Here is a 24,412-nt window from a genome sequence, read left to right on the forward strand (position 1 = left end):
AAATGACCATTGGTATCGTTTCCGCGGCCTATGTTGCCGCAGCCGTTCTTTTCATCCTTTCGCTTGGCGGCCTTTCCGGCCAGGAAAGCGCCAAACGCGCCGTCTGGTACGGCATAACGGGCATGGGCCTTGCCGCCGCCGCCACGGTCTTCGGACCTGATGTCGGCATAGGCTTCATCGTCCTGTTGATGATCGCGGGTGGCTCCGTCCTCGGTTATTACGTCGCAAACCGCGTACAGATGACCGAAATGCCGCAGCTTGTGGCAGCCCTTCACTCCTTCGTCGGCCTCGCCGCCGTCTTCATCGGTTTCAACGCCCATATCGAAGAAGCGCATGTCGCCTCGCTCGATGAGACGGCACGCTCGCTGCTGACAGGCTTCTCCGCCATCCTCGCCCACAAGACGCCTGTCGAACTGGCGATCATGAAGGTCGAGGTCTTCCTCGGCGTCTTCATCGGCGCGGTCACCTTCACCGGCTCCGTTGTCGCCTTCGGCAAGCTTGCCGGCAAGGTGGACGGGAAGGCGAAGAAACTGCCGGGCGGACATGTCCTTAATGCCGGCGCCGCGATCCTGTCGCTCGTGCTGCTCATCATGTATTGCAACGGCGCAGGCGCATGGTCGCTGGTGCTGATGACGCTGCTGGCCTTCTTCATCGGCTACCACCTGATCATGGGCATCGGCGGCGCCGACATGCCGGTCGTCGTCTCCATGCTGAACAGCTATTCCGGCTGGGCGGCGGCTGCCATCGGCTTCACGCTCGGCAACGATCTGCTGATCGTCACCGGCGCGCTGGTCGGCTCTTCGGGTGCGATCCTGTCCTACATCATGTGCAAGGCCATGAACCGCTCCTTCGTCTCGGTCATCCTCGGCGGTTTCGGCGGCACGACGGGTCCGGCGATGGAAATCGAGGGCGAGCAGGTTGCTATCGACGCCGAAGGTGTCGCAGCGGCATTGAACGATGCCGACAGCGTCATCATCGTGCCCGGTTACGGCATGGCGGTAGCGCAGGCGCAAAGCGCGGTTTCGGAACTGACCCGCAAGCTGCGCGCCGACGGCAAGACCGTGCGCTTCGCCATCCACCCCGTCGCAGGCCGTCTTCCCGGCCACATGAACGTGCTCTTGGCCGAAGCCAAGGTGCCCTACGACATCGTGCTGGAAATGGACGAAATCAACGACGATTTCCCCAATACCGATGTCGTCATCGTCATCGGCTCCAACGACATCGTCAACCCGGCAGCGCAGGACGACCCGAACTCGCCGATCGCGGGCATGCCGGTGCTGGAAGTGTGGAAGTCGAAGCTCGTCATCGTCTCCAAGCGCGGCCAGGGCACAGGCTACTCCGGCATCGAGAACCCGCTGTTCTACAAGGACAATACGCGGATGTTCTACGGTGATGCGAAGAAGTCGATCAACGATCTCCTGCCGCTGATCAAGTAACGAAAAGGGCGTTTCCGGGAAACCGGAAACGCCCTTCGATTTCCGAGACGCTATTCCACCTCAACGTCATCCTCGGGCTTGACCCGAGGATCCATCGCGCGTCAGGTTGTGGATCCTCGGGTCAAGCCCGAGGATGACGACGGTCAGGTTCGAGCTGGTGCTCAGCCAAACGGTCACCTTCAAAGCATCCGATAACGCCGGTTGAAATACATCAGCGCCTCATCGCCCCCATTGATCTTCATATCCACGACATTGCAGATCAGAATATCATGCGTGCCGCCGTCATGCGCCTCGCGGATGCGGCAGTCGAAAGAGACGAGCGCGTCCTCCAGAACCGGCGCGCCGGTTTCAAGCACACTCCAGCTGCCTGCAGCAAAACGCTCGTCGGCCGGCGTCTTGCCACCGAAAAGCGTGCTCAGCACCTCGTGATGCGCGGCGAGCGTGTTGACGCAGATGACACCGTTTGCCTTCACCACCTTATAGGCTGAAGCATTGCGGTTGAGGCAGACAAGAAGCGTGGGCGGATTGTCGGAAACGCTGCAGACGGCGGTTGCTGCAAAGCCGGCACGACCAGCTGCACCATTGGTAGTGACGATGTTGACCGCCGCACCGAGCCGCGCCATGGCGTTTCTATAATCGAGGCTGCGTTGCTCTGCAGTCTTCGTCTCCATTTCCGCTTCCTTTTCAAGAGACATCATCTGCATCTAACCCATCCTTCCTTAACAGGCCATCAAGCCAGCACGCAGGCGTCTTCAAAGCCAAGCCGCGGCAGGCGGCCGAAGAGCTTCGACGGATCACCATGGCCGAGATTGATCAGGAAATTGGATTTCCACGTCGTGCCGGCGAAAAATGCCGCATCCACCTTGCCCTTGTCGAAACCGGACATGGCCCCGGTATCCAGCCCCAAAGCCCGGGCCGCGAGAATGAGATAACCCGCCTGCAGCGTGCCATTGCGGAAGGCCGTCTCCTCGGCCATGGCCGCGCTGGAGGTGAACCACGAACGGGCATCGGCATGGGGAAACAGCACCGGCAGCTTCTCGTAAAATTCGCTGTCGATTGCGGCGATGACCGTGACCGGGGCCGCCATGGTCTTTTCGAGATTGCCGGAAGACAGCGCGGGCCGGAGCTTTTCCTTGGCTTCCGGGCTGCGCACGAACACGAACCGGCCGGGCGAGCAATTGGCCGAAGTCGGCCCCATCTTCGTCAGATCGTAAAGCGCCTTCAGCGTCTCGTCACTGACCAGCTTGTCCGTCCAGCCATTATGGGTGCGCGCCTCGGTAAAAAGCGTTGCCAGTGCCTTGCTGTCCAGAGGAGCCGTGTCATCAAGTGCTTTCGTCATGTTACTTTAAAATCCTGTCAGAATGTCTGGGTGCTCGGCAGCAGAAACTGCAGAAGCCTTGTGTTGAAAAGCTCGGGCTCGGTGATATTGACCGCATGCGCGCCGAAATCGAGAAGACAAAGCTCGCTTTGCTGCAAGCCATCGGCAAGCCGCTGGGAACGCGTATAGGGCACCAGAAGATCGTCCTTCGTCGCCACCACCAGCACCGGATTATCGATCTCGCCAAGCCGGCTATCGACATCGAAAGCCCGAAGCGCCGCGATGCGCCGCAGCACATTCGCCTTGCCCTGAAAATGCGCGACGCCATGGGCATCGTCCCGCGCCAGACGCTCCTGATGTGCCGACATCCATGCGGCCGGATAAAGAAACAGCGGCTGGGCTTTCACGAACGCCTCGATACCGGATTTTTCCAGAAGCTCGATCCGCACGTCAAAGCAGCGCCCGGAATGCGGATCGGCCTTGCTCCAGGCATTGATGAGCACCAGCCGGTCGATAAGGCGGGGCTGGCGCAGCGCGATATCGAGACCGATCAGGCCGCCGAGCGCATGGCCCATGAAGTGGAATTTTTCGAGGTTCAGGGCCGACACAATCTCCAGCACGTCATCCGCCATCGCCGATATGTCGCCCTCTGCCGGCACCTCGCCGCCGGTCCTGCCGGTTCCGCGATGGTCATAGGTGACGATGCGGAAATGATCGGAAAGGGCATCGATCTGCGGCGTCCAGTAAGTGCCCGATCCACCCAGCCCCGAAGACAGCAATATGGTTGCCGCTTCTGGATCAGTCCGGCCATGAACCTCGAAATGCATCATCTGCCGTTAGCCCTATTTGCCGATATGGGCGACGGTGGCGATTTCCACCAGCGCGTCGGGCTTTACCAGACCGCACTGGATGCAATATCGCGCCGGCTTGTCGCCGGGAAAATATTCGGCATAGACCGTGTTGACGGCCTGGTAATTCGCCCAGTCGGTGATGAAGATGTGGTTCATCGTCACGTCCTCCATCGTGCCGCCGGCGGTTTCGATGACGGACTTGATGGTTTCCAGAACATGGCGGGTCTGCGCGCTGGCATCGCCCACATGCACGACATTATTGTCCTTGTCGAAGGGAAGCGTGCCCGAAACGTAAACCACGCCATCGGCAAGGGTTCCCGGCGAAAAGGGAGCGATGGGTTTGCTGGTACCGGCAGGCACGACAATCTTTTTCGGCATTTCGTTCTCCTTTTGTGTTGAATATCAAGCGCTGACGGGTGCGGCCTGCGAGATGACACCGCAGAAATCATTGACGGTGGCGACCCAGCCGAAAAACTTCTCGACATTGTAGACCGTCGCCTGCTGGATAAAGTCCGGGCCCAGATGATGCGTGGCATCTTCCAGCATCACCCCGAAATATTCGAGATGGAAGGCATCGCGCAGCGAGCTTTCGACGCAGACATTGGTGGCGATGCCGACGAACACCAGATTGCGGATACCGCGGGCGCGCAGCACGCTGTCCATATTGGTGTTGAAGAAACCGCTGTAACGCGTCTTCGGCACCAGAATATCGCCGGGCTGCGGCTGCAACTCGTCGACGATGGCATAATCCCATGTGCCTTTGGCCAAGAGCTGACCCTGCAATTCCGGGCGTTTGCGCATGGTCTTCAGCGCGTTGGATTTATGCCAGTTGGGCGAACCCGGGCCACCCGCCTCGACATAGTCCTTGTCCCAGCCATTCTGGAAATAGATGACCTGAACACCCGCCGCCCGCGCGGCGTCCAGCGTCTTCCTGATATTGGCGATGGTGCCCTTGGCCCCTGATATATCGAACCCGGCCAGATCGACATAACCGCCCTCGGTCGAATAGGCGTTCTGCATGTCAACCACGACAACGGCGGTCTCGCTGGGTTTCAGGGTGATCGGCTCCGGCCTTGCGGGAAGCGTGACGCTTTCCGAACGGCTTTCCGGCCCCTTGTAACCCGCCACGACGGCTTCACTCATTCCGCAGCCTCCAGTCCGGCCTGAACATGCGCCCGGCTCTTCATCAGCGGCTGCACATATTTGCCGAATTTTTCGACGCCTTCGAGGAAGTCGTCGAAAGTCAGCATCACGCCGCCCGTTCCCGGCACTTCGCTCATCTCGTCCAGCATGGCCGCCACTTCCTCATAGGAACCGATCAGCGTTCCCATGTTGATGTTGACCGCCGAGACGGGATTGGACATGTGCCGCACATTGGTGTCGGAGCCGGATTTGGTGTCGACGGCGCTTTGCAGGCCGAGCCATTTGATGGCGTCCTCATCCGCACCCGCCTTGTAATGCTCCCACTTCGCCCAGGCGTCTTCGGATTTTTCCTCGGCAAGCACCATCGTCAGCACGACGGACTTGACCTCGCGGCCGGACTTTTCCGTTGCCGCCAAAAGCCGCTCATTGGTGGGCGCGAAGGCCTTCGGTGTATTGACGCCAACACCGAAGCAGAAGCTGTAATCGGCAAACTTGGCCGAAAACGCCATGCCGGAATTGGAAGAACCAGCGCAGATGAGCTTCACATCACCCTGCGGCACCGGCTTCATGCGGCAATCCTCCATCTTGAAGAACTTGCCGTTGAAATCCGATTGCCCGTCCGTCAGCAACTCTTTCAGAACGGTGGTGTATTCGCCAAGATATTCGTAGCGATCACCGAAATAATCATCGCCCGGCCACAGCCCCATCTGGCTATATTCCGGACGCTGCCAGCCGGTAATCAGGTTGATGCCGAAACGTCCGCCGGAAATGGAATCGATCGTCGTTGCCATACGCGCAACAATGGCCGGCGGCATGACCAGCGTGGCGGCCGTGCCGAAAAGCTTGATCTTGGAGGTGACGGCGGCAAGGCCCGCCATCAGCGTGAAGGATTCCAGATTGTAATCCCAGAACTCTGTCTTGCCGCCGAAGCCGCGCAACTTGATCATCGACAGCGCAAAGTCGAAGCCATATTGCTCCGCCTTCAGCGTGATCGCCTTGTTCAAGTCGAAGCTCGGCTTGTATTGCGGCGCGTTTTCAGAAAGAAGCCACCCATTGTTCCCGATCGGGATAAAAACACCAACTTCCATTTTGCTGTTCCCTTTTTACGTCAGGTGTCTCCTGACTTGACAAAAGAGTAGCAGGTTCCGTGCCAGACCAAATAAAATAATTTTATCAAATGGATAAAATTTTGGGGCGGGCGGAGCTTTGACCAAAAGGCAAAAAATTTATCATTTGGTCAAAATATTTGCCTGTTTATTTGGCAAATATGGAGAGCGATCGCTCAAAGGTGAGCGGCCCTCACCACACTCGCAGACCGATGTAAAAAATCCGAAGGCTCTCCTCCGTCGTGCCGGACCCGATCCGGCATCCAGCCGCGGCGCGTCTGCGCCATGAATAGAGTCTTCGCGATCAAGGACTTGATCGCGCTGGACCCCGGATCAAGTCCGGGGTGGCGGCGCTGGGGTGCTGATACTCAATCAAAATCGCACACGCGACGGAGCACTTCTGCGCGATGAGGACAACAATCGCGCAGCTATGCCAAAACCTCAACCCAGCCGCTGCTGCGCATAGGCATGGACGGCACGAAACGCAGCCTCGGCACCCGCGACAACCCGCTCTTCCTCTTCAACCGTCAGTGCAATTTCATCCAGCGCTGCGGTGAACGTGCGCCAATGCAGGCCGCGCCCTTCCGGTGCGCCGGCCAGATGGCGCGCGCCGAATTCTTCGCCAAGACCGAGCTTGGCTGCATCTTTCAGCAGGAAAGCCGCACCGAGATTGGAACCTTCGACGACATAAAGCCAGCCCATCGCCTCCGGCAGATCGAACGGCGTTTCGCCGGTGAAACGCGCAGCCTTGGCTTCCGGAATAGCAAGACCGAGATCGGCAAGGTCCTGCTCGATCATGGCAAGACGGCGGCGGCCTTTGAGATCGGGAAGCAGGCCATCAAGCGTGGCATTGGAAAAGAAAACGTCGAGGTCGCGATGGAAAAGATATTGCGTCTCGACGAATTTGCCGAAGTTTTCGCGGCTCTCGAATGGCTTTGCGGCCATGATGAAAGTATCGAGGTCGCCATGGGCGCCACGCGTCGCCGCTTTCAGGCGCTTGACGCGGCTCTGTTCGATTTCTGCCACAGGCGCTGTCTGCTCCGCAATGGTCATGGTGATGGTCCCTTTATCCCTATATTCAGACTGCCTGATAAAAATCTTTACTCCAACAGTCAAATTTTATTTTCGCATTTTTTCGTGACCACCGGCAGAGAAAACAAGCGGGCAAAATGGGCGGAAAACGGCATCCGCGCCGATCATCCATAATCGCCCATCCCCGACCCCGCACAGACAAGGCACTCGCCGCGTCGAAAACCGAATTCCTGCCCCGTCCTGCAGGCCTCAAACAATCACGCTGCAATTACTGCTTTACAACTAACATGTCAGTATGCCATCAATCCGCGGTCACCTTGGAGGAGCATCTTAATTGACCCAGAAATTCGGCCTTTCGGCAGCCCTGACGACACCGTTCAAAACGGATGGAACCGTCGATATCGATGCGATGATCGCGCATGCCCGCCGCTGCCTGTCAAACGGCTGTGATAGCGTGACGCTGTTCGGCACCACCGGTGAAGGATGCTCCGTCGGCAGCCGTGAACGACAGGTCATCCTGTCCCGCTTTGTCGAGGCCGGTATTGCGCCATCGCGCATCGTCACCGGCGTTCTGGTGGACTCCATCGAGGATGCGGCGGACCAGTCGGCCGAGGCCCTGAAAGCGGGCGCCCGCAATATTCTTCTCGCTCCGCCGTCCTATTTCAAAAATGTCAGCGATGACGGGCTGTTTGCCTGGTTCTCGGCGGTTTTCGCAAAGATCGGCAAGGATGCACGCGACATTCTCGTCTACAACATCCCCTCCGTGACCATGGTGACATTGTCCGTCGAACTGGTAGGACGGCTGAAGGCGGCGTTTCCGGGCATCGTTACCGGCGTCAAGGATTCCTCAGGCAACTGGAGCCATACCGAGCGCCTGCTGAAAGAGCATGGCGATCTCGCCATCCTGATCGGCGATGAGCGTGATCTCGCCAGAGGCGTCCGCCTCGGCGGCCAGGGCGCCATCTCCGGTGTCGCCAATTTCCTGACGCAGGAAGTCCGCGCCATGGCCGTTGACGGCAAGGACGACAAGCGCATCGTCGATCTTGTTGTGGAACTTCTGAAATTTCCGGTTACGCCTGCCGTCAAGGTGCTGGTATCACACACGACAGGCGAAAATATCTGGGCGGATGTGCGCGCGCCGCTCGTCGCCATTTCACCTGAGGATCGGCGGCAGATCGAAGGCGCTTTCGACGCGCTGTTTCGCAAACAGGCCGCTTGAACAGACCTTGAAAGGTTGAGCATGGACGATACCGGCGAACAGACATTGCGGGAACGGGCGTATGAAAGCTTTACGCATCACCTTCTCTCGCGTGATGTTCGCCCGGGGCAATTCATCTCGCAACGCCGCCTCGTGGAATTGACGGGTCTGCCACTGGGGGCGATCCGGGAGGCAATTCCGCGGCTGGAGGCGGAAGGGCTGATCAAGACCGTGCCGCAGCGGGGCTTGCAGGTCGCCCATATCGACATCAACCTTATCCGTGAAGCATTCCAGTTCCGCATCTTCCTTGAAAAGGAGGCCGTGGCGCTGTTCACCCGCTCGGCTTCCGATGAGGCCATCGCCAAGCTTTTGAAACAGCATCGCGATATTGCCGAAGCGGCTGAAAATAGCGGAGAATCGCCGGAGCTCGATCAGCATGCCCAGCAGGTGGACTGGGGCATGCACGATGCCTTCATCGATAGTCTCGGCAATTCGATCATATCAAATGCCTACCGCGTCAATTCCATCAAGATGCGCCTGATCAACCAGGAGCGTTTTCGCATCGCTGGCCATGTGAAGTCGGTGATGAAGGAACATCTCGCCATTCTCGAAGCCATCGAGAAACGATCCGTGGAAGACGCCGTGGAACGGCTGACCGCCCATATCCGTAACGCAAGGGACAGGGCGCTGGCGGTGTAAGGCAATTCCGGCAGGGTAAAAAACGGTCCTGCGCCGGGATTGCATGAAAATAAGCAACAAGCCGGGGTGAGGAGAATTTCCGGCTAATCTGGAGGAGAACTGACATGACGCATTCATTGCTCAACCCCACGCGTCGCGCCTTTCTGGCAGGCACGGCCGCGATTGGCGGCAGCGCGATGCTCGGCATTCGCCCGGCATCGGCGGCGGTGAACTGGAAAAAACACGCCGGCACCACGCTTGAGGTCAACCTCGTCAAAAGCCCGCGCAGCGAAACGCTGATCAAATATCTCGGCGAATTCGAAGAACTGACCGGCATCAAGGTCAATGCCGAGGCAACCCCGGAACAGCAGCAGCGCCAGAAGGTCGTCATCGAGCTTTCCTCCGGCAAGCCGAGCTTCGACGTCGTGCATCTGAGCTATCACGTCCAGAAGCGCCAGTTCGAAAAGGGCAAGTGGCTGGCCGATATCAGCGGCTTCCTCAAGGACCCGTCGCTCACCGATCCGTCGCTCGTCGAAAAGGATTTCGCTGAAGCCGGCATGTTGTTTGCCAAGGATAGCGATGGCGTTCTGCGCTCGCTGCCCTTCTCGGTGGATTACTGGATCGTTTACTGGAACAAGGAACTCTTCGAGGCCAAGGGCCTGAAATACCCTGAAACCTTCGAGGAACTGGTAACGGCGGCGGAAAAGATCACCGATCCCGCAACCAACACCTATGGTTTCGTCGCCCGCGGCCTGAAGAACGCCAATACCCCGGTCTGGACCTCGCTGATGCTGGGTTATGGCGCAAAGCCGATCGGTGCGGACGGAAAGATCGACACCGAATCCAAGGAAGCGGTGGAAGCGGCAGCGCTTTACCAACGCCTGATGACCAAGGCCGCCCCTCCCGGCGTCTCCGGCTTCAACTGGGCGGAAGCGCAATCGGCCTTCCTGCAGGGCAAGATCGGCATGTGGTTCGATGGCGTCGGTTTTGCGCCGCCGATCGAGAACCCGGAAAAATCCCGCGTCGTCGGCAAGGTCGGTTACGGCGTCATGCCGAAAGGCCCGGCAGTTCAGGCCGCCGGCACGTTTGGCGATGGTCTCGGCGTTGTCGAAGCCAGCAGCAAGAAGGAAGCCGCTTACCTCTTCTGCCAATGGGCGATCTCGCATGAAATGGGCGCGCGTCTGTTGCAGGCCGGCGCCGGCGTTCCATTCCGCCAGTCCATCCTCGAAGACCAGAAGGTCCGCGAAGGCGTGAAGATGCCGGCCGCCTGGCTGGACGCCGTTGTCGGTTCCGGCAAGGTCTCGCAGCTTGCGCTTCCCGTCATCATTCCGGTGACGGAATTCCGCGACATCTACGGCGTCGGCCTCACCAACATGATCGGCGGCGCGGACCCGGCGGCCGAGCTGAAAAAGGCGACGGAACAGTTCGCACCCGTTCTGGCACGTAGCGAGGGATAATGGCCTCCGTGAGCATCGAAAACACCAAGACAGGCGTCAGTCGTAGAGAAGGGAGCAGGCCGGCAAGGCTTGCTCCCAACTACTGGCCCTTCGTTATACCGGCACTTATCGTCATTCTGGCTGTCATCGTTTTTCCATGGGTCTTTACCCTGTGGATGAGCGTGCACCGCTGGACGCTCGGACAGGAGCAGAGCTTTATCGGTTTCGAGAACTATATCCGGCTCGCCGGCGATATCAGGTTCTGGGAATCGCTCTGGCACACGCTCATTTATACCGTGCTGTCGGTGGTCGCCCCGCTGTTCCTCGGAACATTGGCGGCGCTGGTTTTCGATGCGCAGTTTCCGCTGCGGGGTTTTCTGCGCGGCGTTTTCGTCATGCCGATGATGGCGACCCCGGTCGCCATCGCGCTCGTCTGGACCATGATGTTCCACCCGCAGCTCGGCGTCCTGAACTATCTGCTGTCGCTCATCGGCATCGGGCCGCTGGAATGGATCTACAACCAGTCGACCGTCATTCCCTCGCTGGTGCTGGTGGAAACCTGGCAGTGGACACCGCTCGTCATGCTGATCGTGCTCGGCGGGCTGGCTGCAGTGCCGCGCGAACCCTATGAAAGTGCTGAAATCGACGGTGCCAACGCCTGGCAGAAATTCCGTTACCTGACCATGCCGATGATTGCGCCGTTTCTGATGATCGCCGTCATCATCCGCTCCATCGATGCCGTCAAAAGCTTCGACATCATCTATGCGATGACTCAAGGCGGGCCCGGCACGGCGTCTGAAACCATCAACATCTATCTCTATAATACGGCGTTTTCCTATTACGACATCGGTTACGGCTCGGCCATGGCCGTCGTCTTTTTCATCATCATCGTGGCGCTGTCCTTCGTGCTTTTGATGGTGCGCCAGCGCTCGCAATGGAACGAGATGGAGGATCGCTGATGTCTGGAAAAATTCTAAAACGCAAGACACTCGATCGCATCGGCCTGTTCTTCGTGGCACTGGTGATGATCTCGCCGGTCATCCTGTTCTTCATCTGGATGATCTCGCTCTCGCTGAAATATGAGATCGACAACGGCGCCTATCCGCCGATCCTCATTCCCGAACGTTTCGCCTGGTCGAACTATGTGAAGGTGTTCGAGGAGAACAATTTCTTCCTCTATTTCTGGAACTCGGTGCTCGTCACCGGAGCGGCCACCATTCTGGCGCTCGTCATCGGCGTTCCCGCCGGTTACGGCATTGCGCGGCTGAAGGCGGAAAAATCCGCCGTCATCATCATGATCGCCCGCATGACGCCGGGCCTCTCATTCCTCATTCCGCTGTTCCTGCTGTTCCAATGGCTGAACCTCTTGGGCACGCTCTGGCCGCAGATCATCATCCATCTTGTCGTGACGGTGCCGATCGTCGTCTGGATCATGATCGGTTATTTCGAGACCACACCGAAGGAACTGGAAGAGGCGGCAAGCATCGATGGCGCATCCTCCTGGCAGGTGTTCCGGCTGGTGGCGCTGCCGATTGCCAAGCCCGGCATCGTCGTCTCCTTCATCCTCGCGGTCATCTTCTCGTGGAACAACTTCGTCTTCGGCATCGTGCTAGCCAGCCGTGAAACGCGCACCCTGCCGGTCGCGGTCTACAACATGCTGTCCTTCGAACAGGTCAGCTGGGGGCCGCTGGCCGCAGCCGCGCTCATCGTCACGCTGCCGGTGCTGCTGCTCACCATGTTCGCACAGAAACAGATCGTGGCGGGTCTCACCGCCGGCGCCGTCAAGGGCGGCTGAACCAACAAAGGGCATTCCATGCCCTTGCTTCTTAAACGCAATTCCGGACGCAAACCGCGACACACTTTTGCTGGAATTGCTCATAACGGGAACCAAAAACATGGCACCGGTCAATATTCAAAATGTCCAGAAGCGCTTCGGCTCGGTCAACGTCATCCACGGTATCGATATCGATATCAAGGACGGAGAATTCGTCGTCCTCGTCGGCCCTTCCGGCTGCGGCAAGTCCACCCTGCTACGCATGATCGCCGGGCTGGAGGAACTGAGCGACGGCGAAATCCACATCGGCGCGCGCGAGGTGAGCCACCTGCCCGCCCGTGACCGCGATATCGCCATGGTCTTCCAGAACTACGCGCTTTATCCGCATATGACGGTCAAGGACAATATGGGCTTCGCGCTGAAGCTGAAGAAGGTCAGCGCCGAGGAAACCAGGGCCAAGGTCGACAGGGCCGCCGCCATTCTGGGACTGGAAAAGCTGCTGGACCGTTATCCGCGCCAGCTTTCCGGCGGCCAGCGCCAGCGTGTCGCCATGGGCCGCGCGCTGGTGCGCGATCCGCAGGTTTTCCTGTTTGACGAGCCGCTTTCCAACCTCGATGCCAAGCTGCGCGTGCAGATGCGCGGCGAGATCAAGGCCATGCACCAGCGCATCGGCACGACCACCATTTATGTCACCCACGACCAGGTGGAAGCCATGACCATGGCAGACAAGATCGTGGTGCTGCACGATGGCGTGATCGAGCAGATCGGCGCGCCGCTTGAGCTTTACGACAATCCCGCCAACCTCTTCGTTGCCGGTTTCATCGGCTCGCCGGCCATGAACTTCATTCGCGGCCGGGTGGAGGAAGGCGTCTTCCGCACCGCAAAGGGTCTCAGCCTGCCGCTGCCCGCCAATGCCGAGATCGGCAAACTGGGCGGCCGCGACCTCGTCTACGGCGTACGGCCGGAACACATCCGGGCCGCCGAGACCGGCATTGAAGGCCGGGTAGAACTGGTCGAAGGCACCGGCTCGGAAATCTACGCCAAGCTCAATTGCAAGGGCGACGAGATCGCCTGCCTGTTCCGCGAGCGCCTCAATGTCCGCTTCGGCGATACGATCCACATTGCCATCGATCCGGCAACGGTGCATCTGTTCGACAAGGACAGCGGCAAGCGCATCTGAACACGGCAGGAGCGAAGAGAATGGTAAAGGAAGCGGGCGGCAAGCATGTTCTCTGCGTGGGTGCCGCCGTGCTGGACACCCTGTTTCGTGTGTATGACATGCCGAAGGGCGAAGGCAAGGTCCTGCCCTATGAGATGCTGCAGATCGCCGAAGGCATGGCGTCGAGCGCCGCCTATGCCGCCCATCGCATGGGCGGCCGCGCCAGCCTCTGGGGCGCGGTGGGCGACGACGAAACCGGCACCCGCATCCTGCGCGATCTCGCCGAAAGCGGCATCGATGTTGCGGGCATGACCATCGCCGCCGGCGCGCGCTCGGCCCTGTCGACGATCATCATCGATGACCGAGGAGAACGGCTAATCGTGCCTTTTTACGATCATCGTCTGCATGAGAAAAAACGCTCCTGTACACCGGAAGATATTGCCCCGTTCGATGCCGTTCTGGTGGATGTGCGCTGGCCGGAACTCGCGCTTGATGTGCTGACCGTGGCGCGCGCGCTTGGCAAACCTGCCATTTTGGATGGCGATGTGGCGCCGATGGAAACGCTGGAGAAGCTTGCGCCCGCCGCAACCCATATCGTCTTTTCCGAACCCGCCGCCGCCCGGCTGACCGGACTTGAAACGGTGAAGGACATGCTGCCGGTGCTGCATTCCCGCTACCCGCAGACCTTCATCGCCGTCACCGCCGGTCCGCAAGGCTGCTGGTGGACGGAGGCCGGCGATCCCACGGTGCATTTCCAGACGACCATGCAGGTTAAGGCAGTGGACACACTGGCGGCGGGCGATATCTTCCACGGCACATTTGCGCTGGCGATGGCTGAAGGCATGCAAAGCCGCGCGGCCATCCGCCTCTCCTCCGTTGCCGCCGCGCTGAAATGCACCGTATTCGGCGGCCGCATCGGCGCACCGACGCGCGAAGGGACGGAAGACGCGATGCGGCAATGGCTGGAGCGTGAAGGCGAAGCCGCGCTGCGCGCCTCCTGAGCGCATCCATTGCCCGCATAAAACTATTCCATTTTTGCGATGCCGTTTCCCGGCGAAGTAGTCTAACGTCAAGTCAGAGCAAAGCTTTTCATGAAGCCGCGCCTGTTCCACCTTGAGCCTGAATTCCGCAAAAGTGATCGCCCGATGCATCAGACGACCCGCCCGAGACTGCGCGATATCGGTTTCCGGCCCGGCCATTTCGAGACCGGCCCGCTCAACGCCATCACCGATGTCGAAGGCGTGACCATCGGCCATTCGACCGTCATCGAAGGCGACACGATCCGCACCGGCGCAACCGCGATCCTGCCGCATGGCGGCAATCTCTTTCAGGACAAGGTGCCCGCCGCCTTCGCCGTCTATAACGGCTTCGGCAAATTTGCCGGCTCCACCCAGATCGAGGAACTAGGCGAGCTCGAAACACCTGTTATCCTCACCAATACGCTGGCGACAGGCCGGGCCATCGAGGCGATTAACCACCATACGCTGGCACAGCCGGGCAATGAGAAAGTCGTCTCGATCAATGCCGTCGTCGGCGAAACCAACGATTCCCGCCTGAACGACATTCGCGCCGGCCGCCCGACGGTCGATGAGATATCAGCCGCGCTCAGAAACGCGGCCACAGGCCCGGTGGCCGAGGGCGGCGTGGGTGCCGGAACCGGCACGGTGGCCTTCGGCATGAAAGGCGGCATCGGCACCGCATCCCGCATCGTCACCATCGCCGGAACGACCTATACGATCGGCATTCTTGTCCAGTCCAATTACGGCGGCCATCTGCTGGTCTGCGGCAAGCCTTATGCCAGCCCTGACCATAAGGACAAGGATGGCTCGATCGTCATCATTGTCGCCACCGACGCGCCACTCTCCTCCCGCAACCTGAAGCGTCTGGCGGCCAGAAGCTTCGGCGGGCTGGCGCGCACGGGTGCAGCGCTCAGCAATGGCTCCGGCGATTACGCTCTGGCCTTTTCCACCGATGAGCGGCTGCTCCGCACGCCTGCGCGCCGCAAGGCCGTCGCAGACTATCCGGAACTTTCCAACGATGCGATTTCGCCGCTCTTCGAAGCCGCGATAGAGGCGACGGAGGAGGCGATCCTCAATTCGCTCTGTGCGGCAACGACGACGACGGGCTTCAATGCCGGCACCGGCAAGGCCTCCACGGTCGAGGCCATTTCCATCGACGCCCTTAAAACCCTTCTTTCAGCCTGACTTTTCCAGACGGAGTTTTCATGACTAGCCCATCCGGTCGCATCGTTTACGTCAACGGCGAATTCCTGCCCGAAGCGGACGCCCGCCTCTCCATCTTCGACCGCGGTTTCCTGTTTGGCGACGGCATTTATGAAGTTACCTCCGTTCTGGAAGGCAAGCTGATCGACAGCGACCTGCACATGGCCCGGCTGGAGCGCAGCGCCCGCGAAATCGACGTGCCGCTGCCGGTCACCACGAAAGAGATCGTCGAGGCAGAGCGCCGCCTGATTGCCGACAACAACCTCGTCGAAGGCATGATCTACCTGCAGCTGACGCGTGGCGCCGAAGACCGCAACTTCCTGTTCTCCGCCGATCTGAAGCCGACGCTGGTCATGTTCACCCAGGCCAAGAAGCTGATCGGCACCCCGGTCGAAGAAGCCGGCATCGCCGTCAAATCCGTTCCCGATCAGCGCTGGGAGCGCCGCGATATCAAGACCGTCTGCCTTTTGCCGCAGGTCATGGCCAAGCGCATCGCCAAGGCCGAAGGCTGCGACGAGGCGTGGATGATCGAGGACGGTTTCGTTACCGAAGGCGCATCCTCGACCGCCTACATCGTCACCGCCGATAAAAAGATCATCACCCGCGGCAACAGCAACAAGACCCTGCCCGGCTGCACCCGTCTTGCCGCCCTGCAGCTGGCCAAGGAAGCCGGCTTTACGCTGGAAGAGCGGCCTTTCACGCTGGAAGAGGCGCTGAATGCCGACGAGGCCTGCCTGACCAGCGCCTCCAACTTCGTGGTTTCGGTCACGAAGATCGACGGCAAGCCGGTCGGTAACGGCAAGCCCGGCCCGATGGTGAGCCGCCTGCGCGCGCTCTACCTCGAAAACGCCCGCCGCACGGCCATCTGATCGAAAGCGTTTTGTTTGCCGCATTTCCGGATGGAAAACCGGGGGCCACTTTTCCCGGAAATGCTCTAACTTTCGAGAACCGCCCAGATGCGCTCAACCACGGGCCGGCGGTTCTCCTTGGAACGATAAAGTCTGATATCGACGGCAATATCGAAACTTGAATCAGCGGCGCGCACCAGAGCGCCGCTATCCAGCTCGTGCCGCATCAGGCTTTCCGGCACCCAGGCGACACCCCAGCCGGCCATCGCCATGGCTTTCAGCCCCACCGACATGCTGCCCTCATGCACCCGCTCGAATTGCGGCAGCCGCGCGCTCAGGAGATCGCGCAGCAACGGCCCGAAGAACGAGGCCTTTTCATAATCCAGATAGGCAAAGGGTTTTCGCGCATTTTCCACCAGCGCATGCAGCGGTGAACCATCTTTCGCCGGCGCGGAAACCGGAATGATGTTTTCTGCACCCAGCACGCGGAACTCGAAGGTCTGCGCATCGAGCAGCATCGGCACTTCGGGATGGGCATAGGTCAGCAGAAAATCGCTCTGCCCGTCCACCAGCGAATTGAGGTTTTCTTCCATGCTGCCGGAATCCGGCCGCAGAACCGAAAACAGCGGCCCGGCCGTCTCGTTCACCCGTTTCAGCCAGTCGGGAAAGAAGGTGAAAGACAGGGTATGCAGCGCCGTCAGCCGAACGGTTCTGGCGTCGGCCCCTTCTTCCTGAAGAAGCGTGCGCCGTGCATGGTAAAGCTGTTTCAGCGTCTCCTGCGCCACCGGCACGAATTTCACACCGGCCTCGGTCAGCCGGGACGGATAGGAAGCGCGGTCAACCAGCGTCGCACCCACCCAGGCTTCCAGCTGCTTGATACGCCGGCTGAAAGCGGATTGCGTCACATGCCGCTCATCCGCCGCCTTCGAGAAATTGAGCGTTCCGGCCAGCGCCAGGAAATCCTCGAGCCATTTGACTTCCAAGGGCCTGTTCTCCCACAAAGATGTTGTCCCAGCCTGCCGGGAACATGGGTCTTTATTAGGAGCAATGGAAGCCGATTGAAACCCTTTAGAAAGCTTCGGGTCGTTTAGCAAACTGACTAAAGCCCGCTTGCGTCATCCTCGGGCTTGACCCGAGGATCCACAACCAAGTGCGACAATGGATCCTCGGGTCAAGCCCGAGGATGACATCGAGTTTGTGGGGCGCACCGGGATCGGCCTCAGTCGTTAGCGGTTTCTGGAATATTCGATCATCCGCGCCCGGCTGGACACCAGCTCGATCCGGTCTTCACCCAGCCGGTTGAGGCAGACGCGCTTCGTCCACGGCCCGTCGATGAGCGTGAAAAGGAAACGGCCATTGCCGAGCGCCTTCAAGGGCATGCTGCGGCGCGTGGGGCCGATGCCCATCGTCAGTGACGAACTGCTGATCGAAAATTCCGCTCCCTCATCCGAGCGCCACAAACCCGAAAAATCGTCCGGCACGACATGCTGGCCGACCGGCAGAAAGCGGCGGGCGGCGTGGCCGGCCTCGCCGACAATGGCGGCACCATCCAGCCTGAGACGCATCGGAGAGGATGCGGAACGGGAGGAGACCCAGCCATCGACATCTTCATAAAGCGTGTCGTCACCATCGATGAAGGTGGATGTGCTGCCCTTGATCTCCAGCCACCACGGCCCGCTTTCGGTGACATAGAGGCCTTCCGGCAGACTGGCGGCGGGTTTGGGCAAAGGCAGGCCGGTCAAAGCCGCCATGCCTTCCAGCGCGATCTTGAAGCCATTGGTATCCTCGCGGTTCGACACCACGACGAAGCCAGTGCCGTTTTCCGGATCAAGCAGAAAGTAAGTCTTGTAACCCGGATGCGAACCGCCGTGACCGACGAAACGCCTGTCACCGAGATGCGACCAGCGCAGGCCGAGGCCATATTCGCTCATCCGCCCATCGGCGAGCGGTCGTTCAGCCGAAAGCGCGTCAAGAACACCCGCGAAGCCTCCCTCGCCCCGCATCAGACCCTGCAACCAACGGGTAAGTGCTTCGGCGCTGCCCGCAAGGCTACCTGAAGCGGAGATATGCAGGCCGGCGGCCGAAAGCTGCCAGTTGTCTTCAGCTTTCCAGTAACCCGGCACCAGCCCGTCGACTGGATCGTTCCAGACATCCGGCGCCTTCAGAAACACGCCGAAGGGATCGGCAATCTGTGTCTGCACGAAATCATCGAAACGGAAACCGCGACGCTCCAGCGCCGCTTCCACCAGCCGGTAACCCGTATTGGAATAGGACACCTCGCTGCCGGCAGGAAAATTCAGCCGGGTGAGCCGCGACAGATAGTCGAGAAGCGGTTCGGCCTTCGTTTCGGTATAGACGGAAAGACCAAGCAGCGAGAGGCATTCACGCGTATCCGGCAGGCCACCGCTCATATCCAGCGCCTGTCCCACCGTGACGTCGCGGAGCGGCGGCTGCAACTCCGGCAGGTGTTTGCCGAGTGGGTCGCCCAACCCGATCAGATCGGAATGCGCAAGCACCATGGCGCAGAAGGCATGTTTGGTGACCGAGGCATACCGCACCACGCTCTGCGGCGTAAAGGGTGCGAAGGTCGAGAGGCTCTCGACACCGCCGGCATGAGCGAAACGGATGCCATCGAGATCAAAACCGATGACCGCCCCGCCCGGCTCATTGCCCGCCCATTGTGAGACGAAGCTTTGCGAAAGGGTTGAAGCGGCGTTCCAGTCGAATTCTTTTGGCATGGCTCGGTCTCGTGTCTTGTCGTCTCTACAGAAAGCCTCGGCATCGCCGCTTGTTTCTTCTCCCCGCCGGGGAGAAGGTGGCCCGAAGGGTCGGATGAGGGGGCAACGGTAGAGATTTGCGGGAAGCTTGCCCCCTCATCCCGCTGCCGCGGACTTCTCCCCCTCGGGGAGAAGAAACTCGTGGCACCCGCTCGGTTTATTGGCAACGTAGACTCAGGCCGGTTCTTCCAGCCGGATACTCAAGCTACGCAACTCTTCCGTATGCGGATGTTTGGTCCGGCCATCTCGCAGATCGCCGGCACTCAGCTGCTCCACCATGTCCCCGTTCAGCATCACGCCAACCTGCGGGCACAGATGCGCAATGACCGCAAGATTGTGGCTGACGAGAATATAGGTGAGGTTGCGCGCCGCGCGCAGGTCCTGCAACAGGTTCAGGATTTCCGCCTGCACCGACACATCGAGCGCCGAAGTCGGCTCATCGAGCAGCAGCACCTGCGGATCGGCGATCAGCGCACGGGCAATCGCCACGCGTTGGCGCTGGCCGCCGGAGAGCTGGTGCGGAAAACGGAAACGCACCGCCTGCGGCAGCGCCACGTCGGACAAGGCCTGCTGGATGCGTTTTTCGATATTGTCCATGCCGTGTACCAGCGGCAATTCGCTGAGAATGCGGTCGATGGTCTGGCGCGGATGCAGCGAGCCATAGGGATCCTGAAACACCATCTGCACCTGCCGGAAGAACTCCGGCGTGCGCTTCAGCGGTGCGTCCTTGCCGGCAAAGGCAATGCGGCCTTCCCAGCTTTCGTTGAGGCCGGCCATAGCGCGCAGGATGGTGGACTTGCCCGAGCCGCTTTCGCCGACGATGCCAAAGCTGCCGCCCTTTTCCACCGAAAAGGACACGCCCTTCACCACTTCGCGGTCGCCGAACTTGATACGGAGATTATCGACGTCGATCATTGGCTGGACCACGCTGCATCACGGTTGAGAACGGGAAGACGCTCGCGCGGATGCGTCAGCGAGGGAATGCAGTTCAGAAGTCCCTTTGTATAGGGATGTTCGGCTTTCAGGAGTTCGGACGCCTTCAGCTCCTCCATCACCCGGCCGGAATACATTACGGCCACGCGGTCGCAGAAATGCGAAACGAGCGGCAGGTCGTGGCTGATGAGGATGAGGCCCATGCCGCGTTCCGACACCAGTTCCTCGATCAGCCGCAGGATTTCCGCCTGCACCGTGGCGTCGAGCGCGCTGGTCGGCTCGTCGGCGATCAGAAGTTCCGGATCGGGCGCCAGCATCATGGCGATCATCACACGCTGGCCCATGCCGCCGGAAACCTCATGTGCATAGGACGAGGCGACCTGACGCGGATTGCGGATCTTCACCTGATCGAGCAGGCCGATGGCCGCTTCCATGGCGGCACGCTTGCTGCCGCCCTTATGGGCGCGCCAGGCTTCGGCGATCTGCGCACCCATGGTCTTCACCGGGTTCAGCGAATATTTCGGATCCTGCAGAATGAAACCCGCCCGCTTGCCACGGATCTGGCGCATCTGCCTTTCGCTTGCGGACAGCACGTCGATGCCGTCGAAGGCAAGCTTGTCAGCGCGGATATCCGCATTGGAGGGCAGAAGCTTCATCAGCGCCCGCGCCGTCAGGCTCTTGCCCGAACCGGATTCGCCGACAATACCGAGCTTTTCAGTGCCGAGCTTCATGGAGACACCGCGCACCGCCTCGAAACGGCTGGTGCGGGTCTGGAAAGCGATCTTCAGATTTTCGATTTCGACCAGCATGGCTCAATGTCCCTTCGGGTCGAGAACGTCGCGCAGACCATCGCCAAGGAAGTTGAAGGCGAGCGAAACGAGGAAGATGGCGATGCCGGGAATGGTGGCGACCCACCATTGTTCGAAGATGAAGCGCTTGGCCGTTGCAATCATCGCACCCCATTCCGGCGAAGGCGGCTGTGCGCCCATGCCGAGGAAGCCGAGGCTTGCGGCGGTGATGATGATCGAGCTCATGTCGAGCGTGATACGCACGATAAGGCTCGGCACGCAGAGCGGCGCAATGTGACGCGCAATGATGCGCCAGGCGGAAGCGCCGGTCAGGCGATAGGCCGCGACGAAGTCGCTGCCGCGCACCGTCATGGTTTCGGCGCGGGCAAGGCGCGCATAGGGCGGCCATGCGGTGAGCGCGATGGCGAGAATGGCACTTTCAACGCCGGGCTTCAGTGCCGCGACGAAGGCGAGCGCGAGGATGAGGCGCGGAAAGGCCAGGAACACATCCGTCACCCGCATCAGCACCGTATCGACAATGCCGCCGAAATAACCGGCGATGCAGCCGATGGCGAGGCCGATGGGTGCCACGAGAACGACGACGGCAATGACCATGCCGAGCGTGACGCGGCCGCCATAGAGAATACGCGAGAGAATGTCGCGGCCCAGCTCATCCGTGCCGAACCAGTGTTCGGCGCTGGGGAATGCCAGGCGGTTGCCGAGATTCTGCGTTGCCGGATCATAGGGCGCGAGCAGCGGCGCCAGAAGCGACAGGGCGATGAACAGGACGATGATGGTCAGACCGATCACCGCCAGCGGATTGGACTTGAGGTTGAGCCAGATGCGATACCGGTTTCCCCAGGCAGCCTGTGTGCGGGAATGCGGCGTCTCATCCAGAGCCCAGTTTCTGAAATTAGCTAACATCATCGAACGCGAGGATCCATAACTCTGTAAAGCACGTCTGCAAGCAGGTTGAGGGCGACATAAATGAAGCCGATCAACAGGGTTGCTCCGACGACCGGGTTCATGTCCGCGTTCATGAGCGAGACGGTGAGGTATTGACCAAGGCCCGGCCAGCTGAAGACGGTTTCCGTCACCACGGCACCTTCGAGAAGGCCGGCATAGGTGAGCGCCAGAACCGTGACGAGCTGCACGGCGACCGTCGGGAAGGCGTGGCCCCAGATCACGGTCATGGCCGAAAGCCCCTTGGCGCGGGCGGTGATGACATATTCACCCTTCAGCGCGTCGATCATGAAGGCGCGCGTCATGCGGGTGATATAGGCCATGCTGAAATAGGCGAGGATGCAGACGGGCTGCACCATATGGGCGATGGCGTCGTAAAAGGCATCCCAGTCACCGGCAAGCAGCGTGTCGACCGTCATCAGGCCAGTGACCTGCGTGATCATGCCGTCATAGATGATGTCCTGACGGCCCGGTCCCGGTGCGACGCCGAGCGTGGCATAGAACACCAGCAACGAAATCAGCGCCAGCATGAAAACAGGCACGGAGTGACCGGCAAGGCAGACGACGCGGATCACCTGATCCGTCAGCTTGCCCTGCTTCACGGCGGCCCAGACGCCGAGCGGAATGCCGATCAGCGCTGCGAGAATAAGCGCTGCGGTGGCAAGTTCGAACGTGGCGGGGAAAACGCGCTTGATATCGATCCAGACCGGATTGCGGGTCAGGATCGAGTTGCCGAAATCGCCATGCAGGACCTGCGTGACATAGTGGAAGAACTGCACGACCAGCGGCTGGTCGAGGCCCATTTCGGCCCGCACCCGCACGATGACGTCTTCGGGCGCGTTATCGCCGACCGCCGCGATGACGGGATCGACGGGCATGACGCGCCCGATCATGAAGGTGATGACCATCAAACCGAACAGCGTCAGGAGGACGCTGCTCAGTATCGACGATATGCTTTTAACGCGCTTGTTCAATGTCACGCTTTCTTCGCATCGTGGTAGGAATTGCCCTCGGAGAGAACGCCGAGTTCGAAGCCGGAAACACCCTTGCGGAAGGCTGCCGTCTTCGTGGTCTGGAACATGAACACGAACGGGCTGTTTTCCATGTGCTCGCGCTGCAGGGCTTCATAAAGCTCCACGCGCTTGGCCGGGTCCTTCTCGTCACGGGCGGCTTCCGCCTTGGCGGCGAAGTCGTCGTTCTTGAAACGCGAACGCCACAGGAAGGGCTTCGACTTGGCGTCGTCGCCATTGTCCTTGTTGATGTTGAAGACATCGGCATTGGAATGCGGATCGAAATAATCCGTGCCCCATGCGGACAGCGCCATCTGGTGTTCGCGGGCGCGCATCTTGGTCAGAACCTGACGGTTTTCAGCCGATTGCAGACGCACCTTGATGCCGATATCGGCAAGGTTGGCCTGAATGGCCTGCGCCAGATCCGGGTAAGGCTGGGCGGAATAGTGGTCCATGCTGATCTCGAAACCGTCGGCAAGGCCGGCTTCGGCCATCAGCGCCTTGGCCTTTTCGACATCGCGCTGGTAGGGCGTGTCGTTGACCGCACCCGGGAAACCTTCCGGCTCGAAGCTCTGGTGAACCTTGTGGGTCAGTGACACCAGGTTTTCCTGCATGCCCTTATAGTCCAGCGCCCACTTGATCGCCTGCCAGACCTGCGGCTTGGCAAGGTTCTCATTGCCCTGGTTGAGCGAGATCAGCACCAGCGAGGCGATGGACTTGCGCTCCAGCTCGATATTGGCGTCGTCCTTGACGGTACGCAGCTGCTCCGACGTCAGGTCGCGTGCAATGTCGATATCGCCCTTCTGCAGCATCAGCAGCTGCGAAGACGGATCGGTGACATGGCGCAGCACGATACGCTTGATATTGCCCTTGTAAGGACCGTTCGGGTTGACGGTGAGTGCGACGCTTTCGCTCGGCTTCCAGGCCTGCAGCATGAAATCGCCGGAACCGGCGCTGTTCTTCTGCAGCCAGCCATTGCCGAGGTCTTCGCCCGACGCATTGGCAAGAACCGCCTTCTTTTCGACGATCGCACCGATATTGGCGGAGAGGCAATAAAGCAGGAAGGAGATGGCGGTCGGCTCTGCCGTCGTCAGCTTCACCGTCTTGTCGTCGGCGGCAACGATGGTCGTCTCGGCATTCTCAGGCGTGAAGCCGAACTGGCTGATGATGAAGGCCGGGCTCTTGTTCATCTTGATGGCGCGCTGCAGCGAGAACGCAACATCTTCCGCGGTCACTTTCTCACCGCTCGCGAATGTCGCTTCGTCACCGATCACGAAGGTGAAGACCTTGCTGTCCGCATCGGCTTCCCAGGATTTCGCGATAACCGGATCAACCTTGGTGGAATCCTCGCGGTTGGCGCGCACCAGCTTCTGATACATGTTTGAGATGATTTCACCACCGACGGCTTCGAAACCTTCATGCGGGTCAAGGCTCGTCATATTGTCCAGCTGCTGCGCGACGACAAGAATGTCCTTGGGTGTCGCGGCAAATGCCGGAATGCGCGCATAGGACAGGAACGGAACGGCAGCGCCGGCAATCAACAGGTTGCGTCTTGAAATCATCGAAAATCCCCTTTCGGACCTTATTTTTCGGAAAACGGTGGGTTTGCCCCAATCCAGTCATTTTTTTTATGTTTTCCCGCGATTAACACGAGCAAACGAGGCCCGACCAATTCCAAATTTGGCAGAGCCTATGCACGGATTGCATTTGCTCCCGCCTTGACCTTTCCTCTACCAATTC

Annotated in this window: 24 protein-coding genes; 10 read left to right on the forward strand and 14 right to left on the reverse strand. The window is 60.0% G+C overall.

Annotated features, from left to right (window positions below):
• Positions 1 to 2: 2 nt before the first annotated feature.
• Complete coding sequence (locus EXN68_RS09620) at positions 3 to 1,436, forward strand: NAD(P)(+) transhydrogenase (Re/Si-specific) subunit beta (protein ID WP_142840581.1); 1,434 nt, start codon at positions 3 to 5, stop codon at positions 1,434 to 1,436.
• A 179-nt stretch (positions 1,437 to 1,615) separates the two neighbouring features.
• Here EXN68_RS09620 and rutF read toward each other — a convergent pair whose 3' ends face one another.
• From rutF to EXN68_RS09655, 7 genes are all read right to left on the reverse strand, one after another.
• Positions 1,616 to 2,140, reverse strand: coding sequence for an NADH-dependent FMN reductase RutF (rutF, locus tag EXN68_RS09625; RefSeq protein WP_142840582.1), 525 nt, complete (start codon positions 2,138 to 2,140; stop codon positions 1,616 to 1,618).
• A 26-nt stretch (positions 2,141 to 2,166) separates the two neighbouring features.
• Entirely contained in the window at positions 2,167 to 2,775 is a 609-nt protein-coding gene (locus EXN68_RS09630) for a malonic semialdehyde reductase (protein ID WP_142840583.1), read from the reverse strand.
• A gap of 17 nt (positions 2,776 to 2,792) precedes the next feature.
• On the reverse strand, positions 2,793 to 3,584 hold the full coding sequence (gene rutD / locus EXN68_RS09635) for a pyrimidine utilization protein D (RefSeq protein ID WP_161991269.1): 792 nt from the start codon (positions 3,582 to 3,584) through the stop codon (positions 2,793 to 2,795).
• A gap of 12 nt (positions 3,585 to 3,596) precedes the next feature.
• Entirely contained in the window at positions 3,597 to 3,983 is a 387-nt protein-coding gene (gene rutC, locus EXN68_RS09640; RefSeq protein ID WP_003492069.1) for a pyrimidine utilization protein C, read from the reverse strand.
• Positions 3,984 to 4,007: 24 nt separating this feature from the next.
• Positions 4,008 to 4,748: a pyrimidine utilization protein B gene (rutB, locus tag EXN68_RS09645; RefSeq protein ID WP_142840584.1), complete on the reverse strand. Its 741-nt coding sequence runs from the start codon at positions 4,746 to 4,748 to the stop codon at positions 4,008 to 4,010.
• Positions 4,745 to 5,836: a pyrimidine utilization protein A gene (rutA, locus tag EXN68_RS09650; RefSeq protein ID WP_046801552.1), complete on the reverse strand. Its 1,092-nt coding sequence runs from the start codon at positions 5,834 to 5,836 to the stop codon at positions 4,745 to 4,747. Before rutA ends, rutB begins: the two co-directional genes overlap by 4 nt.
• A gap of 459 nt (positions 5,837 to 6,295) precedes the next feature.
• Positions 6,296 to 6,907 (reverse strand): biliverdin-producing heme oxygenase, encoded by a 612-nt coding sequence (locus EXN68_RS09655; RefSeq protein WP_142840585.1) that lies wholly within the window; start codon positions 6,905 to 6,907, stop codon positions 6,296 to 6,298.
• Positions 6,908 to 7,220: 313 nt separating this feature from the next.
• Between EXN68_RS09655 and EXN68_RS09660 the strand changes: the two genes are divergently transcribed.
• The 9 genes from EXN68_RS09660 to EXN68_RS09700 all read left to right on the forward strand — a co-directional run bounded on the left by EXN68_RS09660 (position 7,221) and on the right by EXN68_RS09700 (position 16,222).
• Positions 7,221 to 8,105, forward strand: coding sequence for a dihydrodipicolinate synthase family protein (locus tag EXN68_RS09660; RefSeq protein WP_142840586.1), 885 nt, complete (start codon positions 7,221 to 7,223; stop codon positions 8,103 to 8,105).
• 21 nt (positions 8,106 to 8,126) lie between these two features.
• Positions 8,127 to 8,783: a GntR family transcriptional regulator gene (locus EXN68_RS09665; RefSeq protein WP_110756346.1), complete on the forward strand. Its 657-nt coding sequence runs from the start codon at positions 8,127 to 8,129 to the stop codon at positions 8,781 to 8,783.
• 104 nt (positions 8,784 to 8,887) lie between these two features.
• The gene (locus tag EXN68_RS09670) at positions 8,888 to 10,219 is read left to right on the forward strand and encodes an ABC transporter substrate-binding protein (protein WP_065114123.1); all 1,332 of its coding nucleotides are present in this window, start codon (positions 8,888 to 8,890) and stop codon (positions 10,217 to 10,219) included.
• Positions 10,219 to 11,157 carry a carbohydrate ABC transporter permease gene (locus EXN68_RS09675; protein WP_065114124.1) on the forward strand — a complete coding sequence of 313 codons (939 nt, stop codon included), beginning with the start codon at positions 10,219 to 10,221 and terminating at the stop codon, positions 11,155 to 11,157. The genes EXN68_RS09670 and EXN68_RS09675 overlap by 1 nt, the downstream gene beginning before the upstream one ends.
• On the forward strand, positions 11,157 to 11,993 hold the full coding sequence (locus tag EXN68_RS09680) for a carbohydrate ABC transporter permease (RefSeq protein ID WP_142840587.1): 837 nt from the start codon (positions 11,157 to 11,159) through the stop codon (positions 11,991 to 11,993). Before EXN68_RS09675 ends, EXN68_RS09680 begins: the two co-directional genes overlap by 1 nt.
• 100 nt (positions 11,994 to 12,093) lie before the next feature.
• Positions 12,094 to 13,152 carry an ABC transporter ATP-binding protein gene (locus EXN68_RS09685; RefSeq protein ID WP_142840588.1) on the forward strand — a complete coding sequence of 353 codons (1,059 nt, stop codon included), beginning with the start codon at positions 12,094 to 12,096 and terminating at the stop codon, positions 13,150 to 13,152.
• Between the two features lie 20 nt (positions 13,153 to 13,172).
• On the forward strand, positions 13,173 to 14,132 hold the full coding sequence (locus EXN68_RS09690; RefSeq protein WP_142840589.1) for a sugar kinase: 960 nt from the start codon (positions 13,173 to 13,175) through the stop codon (positions 14,130 to 14,132).
• A 144-nt stretch (positions 14,133 to 14,276) separates the two neighbouring features.
• Complete coding sequence (locus EXN68_RS09695; protein ID WP_142840705.1) at positions 14,277 to 15,335, forward strand: P1 family peptidase; 1,059 nt, start codon at positions 14,277 to 14,279, stop codon at positions 15,333 to 15,335.
• 20 nt (positions 15,336 to 15,355) lie between these two features.
• The gene (locus EXN68_RS09700; RefSeq protein ID WP_065114128.1) at positions 15,356 to 16,222 is read left to right on the forward strand and encodes a D-amino-acid transaminase; all 867 of its coding nucleotides are present in this window, start codon (positions 15,356 to 15,358) and stop codon (positions 16,220 to 16,222) included.
• Between the two features lie 65 nt (positions 16,223 to 16,287).
• Here the strand turns inward: EXN68_RS09700 and EXN68_RS09705 are convergent, their stop codons facing one another.
• The 7 genes from EXN68_RS09705 to EXN68_RS09735 all read right to left on the reverse strand — a co-directional run bounded on the left by EXN68_RS09705 (position 16,288) and on the right by EXN68_RS09735 (position 24,234).
• Positions 16,288 to 17,184, reverse strand: a complete 897-nt coding sequence (locus EXN68_RS09705; protein ID WP_142840590.1) for a LysR substrate-binding domain-containing protein — start codon at positions 17,182 to 17,184, stop codon at positions 16,288 to 16,290.
• A gap of 243 nt (positions 17,185 to 17,427) precedes the next feature.
• Complete coding sequence (locus tag EXN68_RS09710; RefSeq protein WP_142840591.1) at positions 17,428 to 18,939, reverse strand: serine hydrolase domain-containing protein; 1,512 nt, start codon at positions 18,937 to 18,939, stop codon at positions 17,428 to 17,430.
• A gap of 213 nt (positions 18,940 to 19,152) precedes the next feature.
• Positions 19,153 to 19,893, reverse strand: coding sequence for an ABC transporter ATP-binding protein (locus tag EXN68_RS09715; RefSeq protein ID WP_065114131.1), 741 nt, complete (start codon positions 19,891 to 19,893; stop codon positions 19,153 to 19,155).
• Positions 19,890 to 20,720 carry an ABC transporter ATP-binding protein gene (locus EXN68_RS09720; protein WP_004433197.1) on the reverse strand — a complete coding sequence of 277 codons (831 nt, stop codon included), beginning with the start codon at positions 20,718 to 20,720 and terminating at the stop codon, positions 19,890 to 19,892. The genes EXN68_RS09715 and EXN68_RS09720 overlap by 4 nt, the downstream gene beginning before the upstream one ends.
• Before the next feature lie 3 nt (positions 20,721 to 20,723).
• Entirely contained in the window at positions 20,724 to 21,626 is a 903-nt protein-coding gene (nikC, locus tag EXN68_RS09725) for a nickel transporter permease (RefSeq protein ID WP_004433196.1), read from the reverse strand.
• Entirely contained in the window at positions 21,623 to 22,636 is a 1,014-nt protein-coding gene (locus EXN68_RS09730; protein WP_065114132.1) for an ABC transporter permease, read from the reverse strand. The genes nikC and EXN68_RS09730 overlap by 4 nt, the downstream gene beginning before the upstream one ends.
• Before the next feature lie 2 nt (positions 22,637 to 22,638).
• On the reverse strand, positions 22,639 to 24,234 hold the full coding sequence (locus EXN68_RS09735) for an ABC transporter substrate-binding protein (protein WP_142840592.1): 1,596 nt from the start codon (positions 24,232 to 24,234) through the stop codon (positions 22,639 to 22,641).
• Positions 24,235 to 24,412 lie beyond the last annotated feature (178 nt).

The sequence above is a fragment of the Martinezella rhizogenes genome (assembly GCF_007002745.1).
GTDB lineage: Bacteria > Pseudomonadota > Alphaproteobacteria > Rhizobiales > Rhizobiaceae > Agrobacterium > Agrobacterium cucumeris.

What these genes read in the sequence shown, in the direction of transcription:
- EXN68_RS09620 (WP_142840581.1), top strand. Translation starts at nt 3, where the DNA reads ATGACCATTGGTATCGTTTCCGCGGCCTATGTTGCCGCAGCCGTTCTT.
- rutF (WP_142840582.1), bottom strand. Translation starts at nt 2,140, where the DNA reads ATGCAGATGATGTCTCTTGAAAAGGAAGCGGAAATGGAGACGAAGACT.
- EXN68_RS09630 (WP_142840583.1), bottom strand. Translation starts at nt 2,775, where the DNA reads ATGACGAAAGCACTTGATGACACGGCTCCTCTGGACAGCAAGGCACTG.
- rutD (WP_161991269.1), bottom strand. Translation starts at nt 3,584, where the DNA reads ATGATGCATTTCGAGGTTCATGGCCGGACTGATCCAGAAGCGGCAACC.
- rutC (WP_003492069.1), bottom strand. Translation starts at nt 3,983, where the DNA reads ATGCCGAAAAAGATTGTCGTGCCTGCCGGTACCAGCAAACCCATCGCT.
- rutB (WP_142840584.1), bottom strand. Translation starts at nt 4,748, where the DNA reads ATGAGTGAAGCCGTCGTGGCGGGTTACAAGGGGCCGGAAAGCCGTTCG.
- rutA (WP_046801552.1), bottom strand. Translation starts at nt 5,836, where the DNA reads ATGGAAGTTGGTGTTTTTATCCCGATCGGGAACAATGGGTGGCTTCTT.
- EXN68_RS09655 (WP_142840585.1), bottom strand. Translation starts at nt 6,907, where the DNA reads ATGACCATTGCGGAGCAGACAGCGCCTGTGGCAGAAATCGAACAGAGC.
- EXN68_RS09665 (WP_110756346.1), top strand. Translation starts at nt 8,127, where the DNA reads ATGGACGATACCGGCGAACAGACATTGCGGGAACGGGCGTATGAAAGC.
- EXN68_RS09670 (WP_065114123.1), top strand. Translation starts at nt 8,888, where the DNA reads ATGACGCATTCATTGCTCAACCCCACGCGTCGCGCCTTTCTGGCAGGC.
- EXN68_RS09675 (WP_065114124.1), top strand. Translation starts at nt 10,219, where the DNA reads ATGGCCTCCGTGAGCATCGAAAACACCAAGACAGGCGTCAGTCGTAGA.
- EXN68_RS09680 (WP_142840587.1), top strand. Translation starts at nt 11,157, where the DNA reads ATGTCTGGAAAAATTCTAAAACGCAAGACACTCGATCGCATCGGCCTG.
- EXN68_RS09685 (WP_142840588.1), top strand. Translation starts at nt 12,094, where the DNA reads ATGGCACCGGTCAATATTCAAAATGTCCAGAAGCGCTTCGGCTCGGTC.
- EXN68_RS09690 (WP_142840589.1), top strand. Translation starts at nt 13,173, where the DNA reads ATGGTAAAGGAAGCGGGCGGCAAGCATGTTCTCTGCGTGGGTGCCGCC.
- EXN68_RS09695 (WP_142840705.1), top strand. Translation starts at nt 14,277, where the DNA reads ATGCATCAGACGACCCGCCCGAGACTGCGCGATATCGGTTTCCGGCCC.
- EXN68_RS09700 (WP_065114128.1), top strand. Translation starts at nt 15,356, where the DNA reads ATGACTAGCCCATCCGGTCGCATCGTTTACGTCAACGGCGAATTCCTG.
- EXN68_RS09710 (WP_142840591.1), bottom strand. Translation starts at nt 18,939, where the DNA reads ATGCCAAAAGAATTCGACTGGAACGCCGCTTCAACCCTTTCGCAAAGC.
- EXN68_RS09715 (WP_065114131.1), bottom strand. Translation starts at nt 19,893, where the DNA reads ATGATCGACGTCGATAATCTCCGTATCAAGTTCGGCGACCGCGAAGTG.
- EXN68_RS09720 (WP_004433197.1), bottom strand. Translation starts at nt 20,720, where the DNA reads ATGCTGGTCGAAATCGAAAATCTGAAGATCGCTTTCCAGACCCGCACC.
- nikC (WP_004433196.1), bottom strand. Translation starts at nt 21,626, where the DNA reads ATGATGTTAGCTAATTTCAGAAACTGGGCTCTGGATGAGACGCCGCAT.
- EXN68_RS09735 (WP_142840592.1), bottom strand. Translation starts at nt 24,234, where the DNA reads ATGATTTCAAGACGCAACCTGTTGATTGCCGGCGCTGCCGTTCCGTTC.